This window comes from Corynebacterium sp. BD556 (genome assembly GCF_038452275.1).
Classification (GTDB): domain Bacteria; phylum Actinomycetota; class Actinomycetes; order Mycobacteriales; family Mycobacteriaceae; genus Corynebacterium; species Corynebacterium mayonis.
Window position 1 is genome coordinate 984,827 of the sequence record NZ_CP141643.1, and the last position, 15,728, is coordinate 1,000,554.

Annotated in this window: 15 protein-coding genes; 4 read left to right on the forward strand and 11 right to left on the reverse strand. The window is 60.0% G+C overall.

Annotation, left to right across the window (positions count from 1 at the left end):
- Nucleotides 1-6: 6 nt before the first annotated feature.
- From mtr to VLL26_RS04685, 3 genes are all read left to right on the forward strand, one after another.
- The gene (gene mtr, locus VLL26_RS04675) at nucleotides 7-1,392 is read left to right on the forward strand and encodes a mycothione reductase (RefSeq protein ID WP_342319947.1); all 1,386 of its coding nucleotides are present in this window, start codon (nucleotides 7-9) and stop codon (nucleotides 1,390-1,392) included.
- A gap of 317 nt (nucleotides 1,393-1,709) precedes the next feature.
- On the forward strand, nucleotides 1,710-2,096 hold the full coding sequence (locus VLL26_RS04680; RefSeq protein ID WP_342319948.1) for a hypothetical protein: 387 nt from the start codon (nucleotides 1,710-1,712) through the stop codon (nucleotides 2,094-2,096).
- Between the two features lie 54 nt (nucleotides 2,097-2,150).
- Complete coding sequence (locus tag VLL26_RS04685) at nucleotides 2,151-2,753, forward strand: hypothetical protein (protein ID WP_342319949.1); 603 nt, start codon at nucleotides 2,151-2,153, stop codon at nucleotides 2,751-2,753.
- A gap of 90 nt (nucleotides 2,754-2,843) precedes the next feature.
- On the opposite strand, the gene map is transcribed toward VLL26_RS04685, so the two are convergent.
- From map to dxr, 5 genes are all read right to left on the reverse strand, one after another.
- Nucleotides 2,844-3,743 (reverse strand): type I methionyl aminopeptidase, encoded by a 900-nt coding sequence (gene map, locus VLL26_RS04690; RefSeq protein ID WP_342319950.1) that lies wholly within the window; start codon nucleotides 3,741-3,743, stop codon nucleotides 2,844-2,846.
- A gap of 36 nt (nucleotides 3,744-3,779) precedes the next feature.
- Nucleotides 3,780-5,612 (reverse strand): penicillin-binding transpeptidase domain-containing protein, encoded by a 1,833-nt coding sequence (locus VLL26_RS04695; protein WP_342319951.1) that lies wholly within the window; start codon nucleotides 5,610-5,612, stop codon nucleotides 3,780-3,782.
- A gap of 61 nt (nucleotides 5,613-5,673) precedes the next feature.
- Nucleotides 5,674-6,837, reverse strand: a complete 1,164-nt coding sequence (gene ispG, locus VLL26_RS04700; protein ID WP_342319952.1) for a flavodoxin-dependent (E)-4-hydroxy-3-methylbut-2-enyl-diphosphate synthase — start codon at nucleotides 6,835-6,837, stop codon at nucleotides 5,674-5,676.
- Between the two features lie 19 nt (nucleotides 6,838-6,856).
- A complete protein-coding gene (locus VLL26_RS04705) occupies nucleotides 6,857-8,068 on the reverse strand; it encodes a M50 family metallopeptidase (protein WP_342319953.1) in 1,212 nt (403 codons plus the stop codon).
- 16 nt (nucleotides 8,069-8,084) lie between these two features.
- Nucleotides 8,085-9,239: a 1-deoxy-D-xylulose-5-phosphate reductoisomerase gene (gene dxr, locus VLL26_RS04710; protein ID WP_342319954.1), complete on the reverse strand. Its 1,155-nt coding sequence runs from the start codon at nucleotides 9,237-9,239 to the stop codon at nucleotides 8,085-8,087.
- Between the two features lie 169 nt (nucleotides 9,240-9,408).
- Between dxr and VLL26_RS04715 the strand changes: the two genes are divergently transcribed.
- Nucleotides 9,409-9,870 (forward strand): DUF2631 domain-containing protein, encoded by a 462-nt coding sequence (locus VLL26_RS04715; RefSeq protein ID WP_342319955.1) that lies wholly within the window; start codon nucleotides 9,409-9,411, stop codon nucleotides 9,868-9,870.
- Nucleotides 9,871-9,962: 92 nt separating this feature from the next.
- On the opposite strand, the gene rlmN is transcribed toward VLL26_RS04715, so the two are convergent.
- From rlmN to rpsB, 6 genes are all read right to left on the reverse strand, one after another.
- Nucleotides 9,963-11,066 (reverse strand): 23S rRNA (adenine(2503)-C(2))-methyltransferase RlmN, encoded by a 1,104-nt coding sequence (rlmN, locus tag VLL26_RS04720; protein ID WP_342319956.1) that lies wholly within the window; start codon nucleotides 11,064-11,066, stop codon nucleotides 9,963-9,965.
- Between the two features lie 52 nt (nucleotides 11,067-11,118).
- A complete protein-coding gene (locus VLL26_RS04725; RefSeq protein WP_342319957.1) occupies nucleotides 11,119-12,021 on the reverse strand; it encodes a phosphatidate cytidylyltransferase in 903 nt (300 codons plus the stop codon).
- Nucleotides 12,022-12,086: 65 nt separating this feature from the next.
- Nucleotides 12,087-12,644 carry a ribosome recycling factor gene (frr, locus tag VLL26_RS04730; protein WP_342319958.1) on the reverse strand — a complete coding sequence of 186 codons (558 nt, stop codon included), beginning with the start codon at nucleotides 12,642-12,644 and terminating at the stop codon, nucleotides 12,087-12,089.
- Nucleotides 12,645-12,716: 72 nt separating this feature from the next.
- Complete coding sequence (pyrH, locus tag VLL26_RS04735) at nucleotides 12,717-13,403, reverse strand: UMP kinase (protein WP_342320152.1); 687 nt, start codon at nucleotides 13,401-13,403, stop codon at nucleotides 12,717-12,719.
- Nucleotides 13,404-13,597: 194 nt separating this feature from the next.
- A complete protein-coding gene (gene tsf / locus VLL26_RS04740) occupies nucleotides 13,598-14,416 on the reverse strand; it encodes a translation elongation factor Ts (RefSeq protein WP_342319959.1) in 819 nt (272 codons plus the stop codon).
- 278 nt (nucleotides 14,417-14,694) lie between these two features.
- Complete coding sequence (gene rpsB / locus VLL26_RS04745; RefSeq protein WP_342319960.1) at nucleotides 14,695-15,582, reverse strand: 30S ribosomal protein S2; 888 nt, start codon at nucleotides 15,580-15,582, stop codon at nucleotides 14,695-14,697.
- Nucleotides 15,583-15,728 lie beyond the last annotated feature (146 nt).

The window sequence follows — 15,728 nt, forward strand, 5'->3', positions numbered from 1 at the left end:
ACCCTCATGAATGCCCATTACGACCTCATCATCATCGGCGCCGGCTCAGGCAACTCGATTCCCTCACGCAAGTTCAAGGACTGGAAAATCGCCATCGTGGAAAAGGGTTCGTTCGGCGGCACTTGTCTTAACGCTGGTTGCATCCCCACGAAAATGTTCGTCAAGACCGCCGACGCTGCGTACAGTGCTGCCCATTCTTCCCACCTTGGCTTGGATACCGGTTTCAATGGTGCCGATTGGCCCGCGATCGTGGACCGCATCTTCACCAAACGTGTTGACCCCATCGCGAGCGGTGGCGAGGAGTTCCGGCGCGGAGACGGCAGCCCCAACGTCACGGTTTACGACATGCATGCAACGTTCGTCGGAGATCGCACCATCTCAACGGGTCGGGGTGGTAAGGAAGAGACGATTTCTGCAGACCAGATTGTCATTGCGGCGGGTGCCCGCCCCGTCATCCCTGAGTGGGCGAGCGATATTACGCATTACACGAGCGAAAATATCATGCGTATTGCGAAGCAGCCGGAGTCTTTGATCATTGTGGGCGGCGGTTTCATTGCGATGGAGTTTGCGCACATCTTCAATGCGCTGGGCACGAAGGTCACTGTGGTCAATCGTTCTGAGTTGCTGCGCACGCTCGACCACGACTTTGTTGAGCGATTCAACGAAATTGCACGCAATACCTATGAGGTTCATGAGCGGGCGACCGTGACTGAGGCGCGCGAGGATGACGCCGGGGTCACACTCACTCTCGATGACGGCACTAAGGTCACCTCGGAGGCGTTGCTTGTAGCGACGGGCCGCAGGCCCAACGGGGATTTGTTGAACGCTCACGCCGGCGGCATCGAGCTTGTCGACGGCGCCCGCATCCGCGTTGACCGCTACGGTCGCACCACCGCCGAGGGTGTTTGGGCTTTGGGCGACGTCTCCTCTCCTTACCAGCTCAAGCACGTATCCAACGCCGAGACCCGCGCGATCAAGCACAACCTGCTCAACCCGAACGATCTTGTAGCTATGCCACATGACCACGTTCCTTACGCGGTTTTTACCCACCCGGAGATCGCCACTGTTGGTATGACGGAGGCACAGGCCCGCGAGGCGGGTCACGACGTAACTACCAAGGTGCAGAAGTACGGTGATGTCGCTTACGGCTGGGCGTTGGACGATACCTCTGGGATGTGCAAACTTGTCGCGGATCGCAGCACTGGCCGTCTGCTAGGCGCGCATTATATGGGCCCGCAAGCATCGACTCTGATTCAGCAGATGATTACGGTTCTTGCCTACGACATTGACTTGCGCGGCTTCGCGCGTGGCCAGTATTGGATTCACCCGTCCCTCGCGGAGGTGACGGAAAATGCGATTTTGGGTTTGGACCTGCAGCTCAGCAATAGTTAACACCATACACCCCCGAATTGGGGGGAGGCGCTCTCACTTCGGGAGGTTTGCCGGTTTTAGCTAAAATCCCACGTAATATAGTCCGGATGTAACGATAGTTGACCAGCTCACTATTGCATCCTTATAGGTTTCCTTAAAGCACTAGCAACTTTTTCCCAGCTTGTGGTGCAATTGAGGTTCCCTTAGGTTATGGTTTTTCTACGACACCGGGTACTCACCGGAAACGGCATAAAGACGAGTAGGACTCGTACGTCCTGTCGAGAGCTTGTCACTGCCCGGACGTCTTGTAAGCACTCAAAGAGTAAGGATTTCGTCTCATGCGCAATTTCCGTAAAGCAGGCTTCGCTGCCGCCACTGCCCTCGCTGTCACCTTTGGCTCCGCTTCCGTCGCCCTCGCCGAGGAGGTCAAGCCCATTACTACTGAGGTCACCGAAACGAAGGGTGAGGGTGGCTCCTCGACCGACCTTGGCAAGAGCCTGGATGCCTGGAGGATCGAGGACGGAAAGACCGTCAAGACTGGCGCCGATGCAGAAGCCCTGTTCGGATCTTCCAAGGAGGGTCAGGACGGACAGACTTGGGAGACGCAGCCACGGTGGGCTCAGCTCCTCTACGTGGGCTCCATCTTCCTTGGTGTCTCGGCCTTGGTTTCCCTCATTGTCGGGCCTGCCTACAACTTCGTCATCCACGGCCCGCTCGGGGTCTAAATAGCGGGATTCCGCACAACACCTGTTTCAACCTTTTAGAAAGAAGGATTTACCATGCGTAACTTCCGCACCTCCGCAGTTGCAGCTGCTACCGCCCTGACCCTCGCCATCACTGGTGTCGGTGTTGCTTCTGCTCAGACCGACGGCTCGACCCAGAACAACGGTTCTGCTCAGAACGATGGTTCCTCCCAGGACAACGGTTCCGCTCAGAACAATGGCCCTGCTCAAAACGATGGTTCCTCCCAGGACAACGGTTCCGCTCAGAACAATGGCCCTGCTCAAAACGATGGTTCCTCCCAGGACAACGGCTCTGCTCAGAACGACGGCTCCAGCAAGGACAACGGTACCAGCCAGACCAACAACTCCGGCTCCTCCGCTTTCACTGGTAAGCAGGTAGGTGACAAGGACTTCGGAGACGTCCTCAAGGACGGCTTCGGCGGCCTGTCCAGCGGTAAAGGTTCCTCCCACTTCTTCCCCGACGCTAAGGAACCGTTCTACGGTGCCGACGCCTTCGGCAAGGAAATTAACATGGACAACGTCCCGCAGTGGGCTCGCTACCTGATCGACCTGACCGTTCTGGCCGGCATCGGCACTTTGATCGGCGCCGTCATCTCCGCCTTCAACTGGGCTTCCTACAACGGCTTGATCAAGTTCTAAGCCGCTTTCTCGCGAACAGCGAGTTGCTCAGCCCCTTCTTCCGCATTAGCTGCGGAAGAAGGGGCATTTTCGTGTTTGCTGGTGGAAACCCTACTGTCCCAGCATCAACATTCCGGCGGCGACGTCCTCGTCCGGAAGGGTGAGAATCTCGGTTCCTTCCTCGGTGATGAGGATCGTGTGCTCAAACTGGGCAGTGTACTCGCCGTCCTCGTTTTGCACGGTCCAGCCGTCGTCCCAGACTCGGTACGGCAATTCGCCCAGGTTAATCATGGGCTCGATAGTCAACGTCATACCCGGCTCCAACACATCGCGGTAAGCGTCCGAATCAAAATGCAGCACCACGAGACCGTTGTGGAAGGTGGTGCCGATGCCGTGTCCAGTGAAGTCGGTGACCACGTTGTAGCCGAAACGCTTGGCGTAGGCTTCGATGACGCGGCCGATGACGTTGATCTCGCGGCCTGCCTTGGCCGCCTTGATACCACGCATCATGGCCTGGTAGGTGCGCTCGACTAAATCCTTGTGACGCTGCTCGACTTCTCCTGCGCAAAACGTGGCGTTGGTGTCGCCGTGGACGCCGTTTTTGTAGGCGGTGACATCGATGTTGACAATGTCGCCTTCCTCGATCACCGTCGTGTCGGGGATGCCGTGGCAGACAATCTCGTTGAGGGAGACACAGCATGACTTGGGGTAGCTGCGATAACCCAGCGTCGAGGGGTACGCGCCGTGGTCAAGCATGTATTCGTGGGCGACGCGGTCGATTTCGTCTGTTGTGACGCCGGGTTTCACGGCGGCCCCGGCCGTCGCCAACGCGTTAGCTGCAATCTTGGATGCCTCGCGCATCCTCTCAATGTTTTCCGGAGTCTGCACGAAGGGCTCTCCGATGTTTTCTTGAACCTCGTCTTTCCATGCGTATTCGGGGCGCTCGATGTGCTCGGGCACAGTCCGGATCGGCGTTGGTGTGCCGGGGGTTAACATTCCACGTTGACTCATAGCCCCCATGCTAACCCCACGGGTCGGCGTGGCTTTTTAGCCTCCCGTTTTGCGTGACTCATCCAAGTTGATCAACATCCGGTCGGTAACGGCCACCGCCGCCTCGGAGCCTCCACCGAGGACGATGAGGGTGGCGAAGGCGATGTCGTCGTTGGCCCTGTATCCGGTGAACCAGGAGTGTGATCCACCATAGATTTCCGCCTCGCCGGTCTTGCCGCGGATGTCCCCGCCAGCGCTCATGCCGGCCGCTGTTCCGCCGGGAGCAGTCACCGCCTGCATGATTTGCTGTAGCGCACCCTCTACCTCCGGTGAAAGCTTGCGTACATCTTCGGATACTTCGGTTTTTTGGCCGTCGACAAGAAAAGGCACCGGCATCAAGCCTCGTGCCGCTGTGGCTGCGACCAGGGCCATGCCGAAGGGGCTGACCAAGTCGTGGCCCTGCCCGTAGCCCGCTTCAGTGCGATCAAGGGCTTCTTCGCCGACCGGAATGGATCCGGTGATCGTGTCGAGCCCTGCGATTTTCATGTCTACGCCCAAGCCGAACTGCTTGCCTGTTTCCTTCAGCTCCCCGGGGGCAAGCTTGGTGGAGATGTCAGCGAAGGTTGTGTTGCAGGAACGGGCGAACGCAGACCTTAAGGGGACGTTTCCCATGCTAAATCCCGCGTAATTGGTCACTATGCGGCCGTAGAGGATCATGGTGCCGGGGCAGGCAACGATCGTGTCGGGGTTGAGGCCTTGTTTCTCAATGCCCGCTGCCGCTGTGATGATTTTAAAGGTAGAGCCGGGCGGGTACTGGCCCATCGTAGCCAGGTTTCCCAACGCATCAGCGGCCGGGGTTTGTGCCACGGCGAGGATCCCGCCGGTGGAGGGCCGGATGGCCACAATCATGGCCTGTTGACCCGCGATGGGCTCTAGGGCCTTCTCCGCCGCCCGCTGGACCGCGTGGTCGAGGCTGATGTGGATGGCGGGTGCTGGGGTTGCGGCCTCACCCGTTAATTCCTCGATAAAGGCACCGTTGGAGTTGACCACGTTGACGCTCCAGCCCGCCGCGCCCTCTAGGTCATCGCGCACCAGCTCAGCGACGCGCGCCATGATGTCCGGGGCGAAACCCGGGTTCACGGTGATCATCGCAGCTTCCTCGTTAAGCCGGATCGACGGGTCCCCACTGACAGCGGCGGCGACGGCATCTTTGGCGTTTGCTGGCACCACCGCAACAGAGAAGCTTCCCGCCGCTGCGCGCAACTGCTCCTTTAGCTCCGCCGGATCACGCCGTGGTACTGCTTGACGCCCTTCGCGCGCTACATCAAGCGCCGTAGAAATGGTCGTGGCGGTCGCAGCGGGATCTCTCATCTGATCAGTGTCCACCAGGATGCGGTAAACGGTGCCGGGGCTGAGCAGCTCGACGCCGTCAGAGGAGACGACACTCGCCTTCGTGGCGGGCTCGGCACGAAGTTCCATGTGTTGGTGGGCGCCTAGACGCGGATTCATCACGGACGGGCGCCAGCGTACCGTCCATGTGTCGGAGGACTGGGTCAACGTCGCCGCGGAATCGTAGGTGTAGTGACGATCCCGCGGAAGCTGCCACGTCATCGTGTACTTCACCGTCGCCAGGTTGTCTTGCTGGCTGACTTCAGTAACGGTGATGTCGAGACTTTCGGCCTGGAGGCCCTCCCAACTTGCACGGATGGAGTCCGCGGCGGTAGTGGGGTCGTCGACAAGCGAGGCGAGCGCATCGTAGTCCTGTGATTCAACGGCGTCGAGGAAGTCTGCCGCGGCGGGTGCGGCGTCATTGGGTTTTGGTGTGCAGCCAACGACAAGGCTGGCAGTGAGGGCCACGCCCACACTCACCGCGATCACGGAACGGCTCATGGCGTGAAAATAGCAGTGGTGGCATCAAAACAGATGCCACCACTCCGAAGCGCGAAGAAGTCTAGCGCGTAACCTTGACGTGAGCCTTGGTTCCGGCAGTTGCCTCCATACCTTCCTCCTCCGCAATACGCATCGCATGCGCAATGAGAGTTTCGACGATTTTCGCCTCCGGCACCGTCTCAACAACTTCGCCCTTGACAAAAATCTGACCCTTGCCATTACCGGAAGCTACACCCAAGTCCGCATCGCGGGCCTCACCAGGACCGTTGACCACACAGCCCATAACCGCCACGCGCAGCGGGAACTCAAGGCCGTCGAGCCCAGCCGTGACTTCCTCGGCAAGCTTGTACACGTCAACCTGGGCGCGCCCACAGGACGGGCACGAGACGATTTCAAGCTTGCGCGGACGCAGATTCATCGACTGCAGAATCTGATCACCAACCTTAATCTCCTCCACCGGATCCGCCGACAAAGAGACCCGGATGGTGTCGCCGATCCCCTGCGAAAGCAGCGCACCGAAGGCAACAGAAGATTTAATGGTGCCCATAAACTTCGGGCCTGCTTCGGTCACGCCGAGGTGCAGCGGGTAATCGGTGACCTCGGCGAGCTGCCGGTAAGCCTCCACCATAAGAACCGGATCGGAGTGCTTCACAGAAATGGCGATGTCGCTATAGCCGTACTCCTCGAACAGCCCCGCCTCGTAGACAGCGGATTCCACAAGAGCCTCCGGGGTGGCTTTGCCGTACTTCTCCAGCATGCGCTTGTCCAAAGAACCACCGTTTACTCCGATGCGGATTGGAATGCCAGCATCCCCGGCCGCCTTAGCAACCTCCTTGACGCGGCCGTCGAACTCCTTGATGTTGCCAGGGTTGACGCGCACAGCAGCACATCCGGCGTCAATGGCGGCGAAGATGTACTTCGGCTGAAAGTGAATATCGGCAATGACCGGAATCGGGGACTTCGCGGCGATGGCAGGCAGCGCCTCCGCATCAACAGTTTTCGGGCATGCCACGCGGACGATGTCGCAGCCAGCGGCGGTTAGCTGAGCGATCTGCTGCAAAGTGGCGTTAATGTCGTGCGTTTTGGTGGTGGTCATCGACTGCACGGAAATTGGATGATCGGAGCCAACTCCCACTGAGCCGACCATTAGCTGGCGGGTTTTGCGGCGCGGCGCGAGGGTCGGAGGTGGGCCATCAGGAATTCCCAGGGAGATAGGCTGATTCATGGCCATTACTCTAGCACCGCTAGCCAAATAACTTGACGGGGTTGACCACGTCCGCAACCATCACAAACACACCGATGACGAGCAGGGCCGAAGCCATGACGTAAGTTACCGGCATGAGCTTTTCGTAGTTCGCTGGCCCCGCCGGAGCAAGCCCGCGGGCGCGCCTGAAACCATCGCGGATCTTCTCGTAGACGATCACGGCAATGTGGCCGCCGTCGAGAGGCGGAAGCGGCACCAAGTTAAACAGCGCGAGGAAGAAGTTTAACGAGGCCAGCATCATCCAAAACACTTCCCACATGCTGCGCTCCACCAGTTCCCCGCCGGCCCGCGAAGCCCCGATGACGCTGACTGGGCCGGTTTCATCGCGTTGAGCACCGAAAATGGAAGCCACCACGCCGGGGATTTTGCCGGGGAAGGCGACTAAGCCTTCAACAGTCGCGCGCAGCATCTGCCCCGTCAACGCAAATGTGGCCGGGACAGCCTCAAAAGGGCCGAAGGAGGCCGTCGGGTTGTCCACGGGTTGATTAGTAATTCCCACAGCGCCAACCTCGACAAACTCGCCGGTCTGAGGGTTCAGGCGCTTGACGGCATCCACTGCCACATCGACGTCGCTTACTTCTCCTTCGCGTTGAATGCTCAACGTGACAGTTTCTCCAGGGCGCAGCATCACGTAGTCACGCAGTTGGGTAAATGTCTGGAGTTTTTGGCCGTCGACGGCGAGGAGTTTGTCCCCGGGCTGGATTCCGGCAGCTCCTGCTGGTCCCGCGCCCACACATTCGGCGAGTTGATCCTCAGCAACTTGGTCGGAGGTGCACGCCACCTTGCCCACCGTGGGCGTGCGGTCGGCGTAGGGGTTGGGGATGCTGGCAAAGACCGCCACCATATAGATGATCACCAAACCCAGCAGCAGGTTCATCACGATTCCACCGCTCATCACTGCGATGCGTTGCCACCATGGCTTTTTATACATCGCCACGGGTTCTTCCGCGGCGGACAGCTCGTCTTGCGCGGTCATTCCCGCGATGTCGCAGAAACCGCCGAGGGGCAGGGCAGCCACACCGTAGGTGGTGTGCCCTTTGGTTATTTGCCACACGGGCGGGCCGAAGCCCACGAAGTAGCGACGCACACGCATGCCGAAAGCGCGCGCCGTAAACATGTGTCCGGCCTCGTGCAAAGCGATCGACAGCACTATCCCGATGGCGAAGACGGCGATTCCCACGACGAAACCCACTAAACCTGTTCCTTACTTATGCGCGCGCCAGCTTGTCGACGTACTCATTGGCGCGTCGGCGAGCCTCAGTTTCTGTGTGGATGACGGCCTCGAAGCTTTCAGGGATGAACCCTGAGGCGTCCACCGCCTCGATGGTCTGCGCGACCACGTCCACGATTTGTGGGAAACGGATGCGCCCACCCAAAAATGCGGCCGCGGCTTCCTCATTAGCAGCATTGTAGACGGCAGGTGCCATTGCCCCGGTGCGGGCGACGTCACGGGCGAGCTCAACGGCGGGGAAAGCTGAGTTGTCGAGCGGCTCGAAGTGCCAGTCCATGGCGGCGGAGAAGTCAAGAGCTGGCTGCGCGTCGGCGACGCGTTCGGGCCACGCAAGCGCATGGGCGATCGGAAGTTTCATCGACGGCGGCGAAGCCTGCGCGATCGTGGCACCATCGACGAAGGTAACCATTGAGTGGATGATGGACTGCGGGTGCACGGTGACGTCGATAAGCTCGGGGGCGACACCGAAAAGTAACGTCGCTTCGATCAACTCAAGACCTTTGTTCACCATCGTCGCCGAGTTCAGGGTGTTCATCTGCCCCATTGACCACGTCGGGTGTGCCGCCGCCTGCTTTGGGGTGACATCCCACATTTGCTCGCGGCTCCAACCGCGAAATGGTCCGCCTGAAGCCGTCAGCACGTAGCGCGCGACCTCATTGACGCGCCCTGAGCGCAAGCACTGGGCCATCGCGGAATGTTCAGAATCTACAGGAACAATCTGGCCTTCGGCGGCTTTGGAGGTCACCAACCGTCCCCCCGCCACGAGGGATTCCTTGTTCGCCAGAGCCAACCTCGCTTCGGTTTCCACCACCGCCAACGTCGAAGCCAAACCCAGTGAGCCCACCAAAGCGTTGAGCACAGTATCCGCTGGGCGCGCCCGCACCAGCTCCGCGGGGTCACGCAGCACCGAGCCACCTAAAGCCGCGGAAACCTCGCGCGCCGCTTCTTCGCCAGAAACAGCCACATCACCTGGGCCCAAACCGAAGGCCTGTGCTTGCTTGACGACGAGCCCCGGATCCCGTCCCCCCGCCGCAATTCCGACAACCTGGAATCTGTCCCGGTTGTCGTTAATGACCTCGATCGCTTGCGTGCCGATCGAGCCGGTGGATCCGAGAAGAACAATCTTTTTCACCCCGCCATTGTGGCACGCAATGGCACCCGTTTATCACTCAATGGAAAGTATGAAACATTTGGGGGGTATCTACTCACCATTCGCCCGGAGTGTGTGGGAGAATACGAGGCAGAAAAGCAAAGTGTTCGCCATGTGCGCGGGCACGCAAGGTTGAGCGAAGGAGAAAGCTGTGGCCCACCACGCGAACGATCGAGCACCCCAGGTGTATAGCGGCGTTTCCGAAGCGGACGTTCCGTCCGCCAAGTACGGCTGGAGCGAGCTAAGCCCGGGCACCATCCAGACCGCAGGTTGGATTTCTGTCGCCTTCTTGGTCGCCTACAATTTCGGCAACCACCAGGGCCACGTCGAAACCCTCTGGTTGGTTTCCTTCACCGTGCTTGTCGCCCTCGGCCTGGTTCTGTTTGCCATGCGCCCGAAGCTAAGCCAGGTTCGTACCGTGACAGCCCACAACAAACCGGTCGGCCACCAGGAGCCCGACTGGATCTACAACCAGGCCACTCTTTCCGGCCCCTACGCCGACCTGGACGACCGCGCCCTGCGCGCTTTAAATATCGACCCCTCCCGCGTGTCCCACCTGCGCGGCCAGCACAACGCTGTTTCCGCGGACCGTGAACTCGGTGGCGCGCACTAAAACCTGCGCTACACAGATGAGAAAACCCGACCACACGGTCGGGTTTTCTCATCTGTGTGTGAACACATCTAAGGTGGACATTTTTTCGTCCCCTAGCCGGTTTTTTCTTCGGCGGCGAGTTGGCCGCAGGCCGCGGCGATTTCTTGGCCCTTGGTGTCGCGCACAGTACAAGGCACTCCCTGCGCGATAACACGGCGGACAAACTCGTCTTGGCGCCCGCGCGGGGACGCGTCCCATTTAGAGCCCGGAGTGGGGTTCAGCGGGATCAGGTTGACATGGACGAGGGACCCCAAAGTGTCGTGTAGTTTGCGCCCCAGCATATCCGCACGGAAATCGTGGTCGTTGATATCGCGAATGAGGGCATACTCAATGGAAACACGGCGCCCCGTCTGCTCCGCGTAGTAGCGGGCCGCATCCAAGACGTCGGCGACGGCGAAGCGGTTGTTCATGGGAACCAGCTCGTCGCGCAGCTCGTCGTCCGGCGTGTGGAGGGACACCGCGAGGGTGCACGACAGGCCTTCGTCGGCAAGCTTGCGGATCTGCGGCGCCAAGCCCACAGTGGACACCGTGACGTTGCGCTGGGAAATGCCAAAGCCCTCCGGGTTTGGGCTGGTGATTTGACGCACCGCGCTGATAACACGGTTGTAATTGGCCAGCGGCTCTCCCATGCCCATGAATACGATATTGCTCAAACGTGAGCCTTCAGAGGCCATTTTCGCGGCCGCCTCGCGAACTTGGTCGACGATTTCGGCGGTGGACAAGTTACGGTCCAACCCGCCTTGGCCGGTGGCACAAAAGGGGCAGGCCATGCCGCAGCCCGCCTGGGAAGAAATGCACAACGTCGCACGATCCGGATACCGCATCAGCACCGACTCCAGCAGGATCCCGTCGTGAAGGCGCCACAGCGTCTTGGTGGTGTCCCCATCGTCGGTTTCCACCTCGCGCACGGGAGTAAGAAGCCGCGGAAAAAGGGCGTCCTTGACCCGCTGGCGCTGATTTTCCGGCAGGTCCGTCATGGCTAAAGGATCCGCCTCGAACTTGCCGTAGTAATGCCGCGCGATTTGATTGGCGCTAAACTTCGGCAAACCAAGTTCTTGAAGGGCCGCGATGCGTTCCTCGCCGCTGAGGTCGGCGAAATGCTTCGGGGGCATGCCCCTTTTTGGGGCGAGCAGTTGAATCTTGGGAAAGTCACTCATAGCACTGCCCATCTTTGCACGTCGGCGGGCCTTTGACGAATCTGCCGACGGCTTAGAGCTTGGCCACAAGCTCTAAAACAAGCCACGTCGACGCTGCCGCCGGCAACATCCCGTCTAGCCGATCCATGATGCCGCCGTGGCCGGGCAACATGTCCGACATGTCCTTGATCCCAAGCTCCCGTTTGAACTGGCTTTCCACTAGGTCGCCGAGAGTTGCGCAGATGACCAAGGCGACGCCGAGCAACACGCCCAGCATCCACGAACCGTTGAGCAGCCAGGTCACGACGATGATGCCCGTGATAACGCCAAAGGTGATGGATCCGGCGAACCCCTCCCAACTCTTGCTCGGGCTGACAGCGGGAGCCATCGGGTGCGAGCCGAACATCACGCCGGCGCAGTAGCCGCCGACGTCGGAGGCGATAACGCACAGCATGAAGGTGAGGATATACAGGCCTCCGTGTAGCTTCCCCGCGTCCACCAGAGAGATCAGCGCGGCGAAAGAGCCGAACAGTGGAATCCACGCGAGCACGAAGATCCCTACTGCGGTGTCGCGCACGTAGTTTTCGGGTGAGTTGTGTCGCCCGTTGTGAAACAGGCGATAAAACATGAGAAACAGCACGCTAAAAGCAAAACCCGAGACGAGTCCGCTGGCGCCGAACGGGGCCGAAAGCCACAGCATCGCCTGGCCAAGCACGAGCAAAAATGTCCGCGGCTGCCGGTAGCCAGCCTCACGCAACCGGGTGAGGACCTCCCACATCGCCAACCCGACCGCTACCGCGACCAGCGGATACCACGCAAAGGGCCCGATCCATGCGGCAATGAGTACGGCCGCACCTAGGCACACCCCAGTAAGCGTCGCCGAACGTAGGTCGCGCCCCGCACTGTTTTTGGGGCGCGGTCGCCGAATAACTCGATCAAAGCCGCCTGCTTGGCGACGGACACCCGGTTCTGTCACGGAATCTAGCTTTCTAGCGCTAGAAAGCGCTGGTCACGTGGGTCTAGTGCGCTGCAGGTAGGTCTTTAGACCTCCATTAGCTCGCCTTCCTTGCGGGAGACAAGCTCATCGATCTCACCGACGTACTTGGAGGTGGTTTTGTCCAGCTCCTTTTCTGCCGCGTTGACCTCGTCCTCGCCAGCGTCGCCGTTTTTCTGAATTTTCTTCAGCGCCTCCATGCCTTGGCGGCGCACGTTGCGGATGGCGATCTTGCCGTCCTCCCCCTTCTGCTTCGCTTGCTTGACCAGTTCACGGCGGCGTTCCTCGGTGAGCTGCGGGATGGTCACGCGGATGACCTGACCGTCATCAGTGGGGTTGACGCCAAGATCAGAGTTGCGAATCGCGTTTTCAATATCGTTGAGAGTGGACATGTCGAAGGGCTTAATCAAGAGCATGCGCGGCTCCGGAACCGAGATGGTGGCCATCTGGTTGATCGGGGTGGGCGCACCATAGAAATCAGCCATCACGCCATTGAACATGGCGGGGTTGGCGCGCCCGGTGCGGATGGTGACAAGTTCGTCGCGGGTAAAGTCCACGGAGCTGGACATGCGTTCTTCCGCATCGAGCAGTACGTCATCGATCATGGTGTTTTCCTCACTCATTCGGTGTTTTATTCGCTGGTAGCAAATTTACCAGCGGGTAGCGATTTTGCGGCTTCACGACTGCACCAGGGTGCCAATTTGCTCGCCGGCCACGGCGCGCGCAATGTTGCCTTCCTTGAGCAAGTTAAAGACCAAAATCGGCATGTTATTGTCCATACACAGCGAAAACGCGGTGGCGTCCGCGACCTTGAGCTCTTTTTCTAAGACCTCGCGGGGGGTAACTTCGCTGTAGAGCAAAGCGTCCGGGTTGACGCGCGGGTCATCGTCGTAAACGCCGTCAACCCCTTTTGCCATCAGCAAAACCTCGCAGCCGATCTCGAGGGCGCGCTGCGCCGCGGTGGTGTCTGTGGAGAAGTACGGCATGCCCATACCGGCGCCGAAGATGACCACCCGGCCCTTTTCCAGGTGACGGGCGGCGCGCAGCGGCAAGTAAGGCTCCGCGATCTGCGCCATGTTAATTGAGGTCTGTACCCGACAATCGACGCCCTTTTGTTGCAAAAAGTCCTGCAAAGCCAGGCAGTTCATCACGGTTCCGAGCATGCCCATGTAGTCGGAGCGCGCCCGATCCATGCCGCGTTGCTGTAGCTGCGCCCCGCGGAAGAAGTTGCCGCCGCCGATCACGACGGCAACTTCGGTGCCGTTGGTGGCCACTTCTGCGATCTGTGTGGCAATGCTTTCCACCACATCCGGATCAATGCCAACTTTGCCGCCGCCGAACATCTCACCTCCAAGTTTGAGCATCACGCGCTTGTAGCCGGTACGGGTGTGTGGTGCGTCAGTCACCTGGAGGACTCCTTCATGCCGGGGGCGATTATCCACCTGCCGATCATACTGATCCCCCACTGATTGCCACCGACTCAGGTGCGCAAAGGCAAAAGCCACCGCCCGCGTTGTGCGAAACGGTGGCTTTTAAAAAAGCTGGAAAAGCGCCAGACTTAAGCCTGCCCAACCTCGAAGCGGACGAAGTCGGTGACCTCGATGCCGGCCTCCTCAGCGAACTGTTTGACGGACTTCTTGGAGTCAGCCAAAGACGGCTGGTCCATCAACACAACGTCTTTGAAGAAACCACCCATACGACCCTCGACGATCTTGGAGATGGCGGCCTCGGGCTTGCCCTCGTTGCGGGTGATCTCCTCTTGGACCGCGCGCTCCTTCTCCACAACCTCAGCCGGAACGTGATCCTGTGTCAAGTAACGGGCTTTCATTGCGGCGATCTGCAGAGCAACCTGGTGCGCGGCCTCCTTGTTGTCACCGGTGTAGGCAACCAACACGCCTACGGCCGGCGGCAAGTCGGCGGAGCGCTGGTGGAGGTAAGAAGCAATGTTGTCGCCTTCGACGGTGGCGGCGCGACGCAGCTCGAGTTTCTCACCGATCTTGGCGGAGAGGCGCTCAAGAACGTCTGCGGCAGCCTCGCCGTTGACGTCGGCTTTTGCAAGATCCTCAGCGGAGTTAGCCTTCGCTGCGGCGGCAGCCTTAGCGATCTCGGTGGCTACGTCCTTGAACTCCTGGTTTTTCGCCACGAAGTCAGTCTCGGAGTTGATCTCAACGATAGTGTTGCCGGAGACAGCAACGAGACCCTCGAGGGCGTTGCGCTCGGCGCGCTTGCCCACATCCTTCGCTCCCTTGATGCGCAGCTGCTCAACGGCCTTCTCAAAGTCGCCGTTGGCTTCTTCCAGGGCCTTCTTGCAGTCGAGCATGCCGGAGCCGGTGGTCTCGCGGAGCTTCTTGACGTCAGCTGCGGTGTAGTTCGCCATAGTGGGGCGATCCTCCTCGTTTAGTTGATAAACGTGTGTAAATGTTGTCGATTCCGCATGCTTCCCACGCAGGTGGGCCGCATGCGCAGATGTGCTTAATGAACGGTTATCCAGAGTAGCGGACAACGTGCGCCCCGGCACCCTGGGCTTGCCCCCGCATCCCCCGCCGTGACGTGCAACACCCCGCGGCCTGCTCGCGCCCTGCTTTTGTAAGCGGACGAAAACAGGACGCGGGGTGTCGTGCGACGCTTTTCAGGCGAGCCCGAAACGGTGGGCGACTAGGCCTCTTTGCCCTCCACAGCCTCGGCTGTCGGCTGCTCAACCGGAGTTTCCTCCTGCGAAGCTGCAGCCTCGGCAACCGCCGCGGCGGCAGGCTCATCAGAGGAAGCGACATCGGCTGAGGCCTGGGAAACCTCCGCCTGACGCTTGGCGTCGGTATCGCCGGCTGCGTCGCGGGCAGCGGCAAGCTGACGCTCCTCACGCTGCTGCTTGCCGGCAATAACGGCCTCGCCCACGACATGGGTAAGCAGCTTAACGGCGCCGATGGCATCGTCGTTGCCCGGAATGGGGAAGTCAACGACGTCCGGGTCGCAGTTGGTGTCCAGGATGGACACAACGGGGATGCGCAGCTTCTGAGCCTCGGAAATGGCGATGTGCTCTTTGTTGGTGTCCACGATCCACAGAGCGGACGGAGCCTTGGTCATCTCGGCAATGCCACCGAGAACGCGCTCGAGCTTGATGCGCTCACGGTTGAGCATCAGAACTTCCTTCTTGCCGCGTCCCGCGTAGCCGTCCTCAGCAGCATCCATGGCCTGGAGCTCCTTCATGCGGGCGATGCGCTTGGACACGGTCTGGAAGTTGGTGAGCATGCCGCCGAGCCAACGGTGAGTGACATAGGGCATGCCGACACGCTGCGCCTCCTCCTCGATGGGCTCCTGCGCCTGCTTCTTGGTGCCGACGAACAAGATGGTGCCGCCGTGAGCAACTGTCTCCTTGACAAACTCGAAAGCCTCGTCGATGTAGGTCAGTGTCTGCTGCAGGTCGATGATGTAAATGCCGTTGCGGTCGGTGAAGATGAAGCGACGCATCTTCGGGTTCCAGCGACGCGTCTGGTGGCCAAAGTGGACACCCGCGTCGAGGAGTTCGCGCATGGTTACAACTGCCATGGGAATGGTCTCCTTCGGAGAAAAATGTTTCGGTTTACTGTGTACTGCCCGGGTTTTTATCCCGTGCCCTGGCACCGTGCCCGCCCGGCACCCTCGTACTGTGGGACCGTTGCTGGGCTGGCATTATTCGGCGCGCGTAGTCAGCC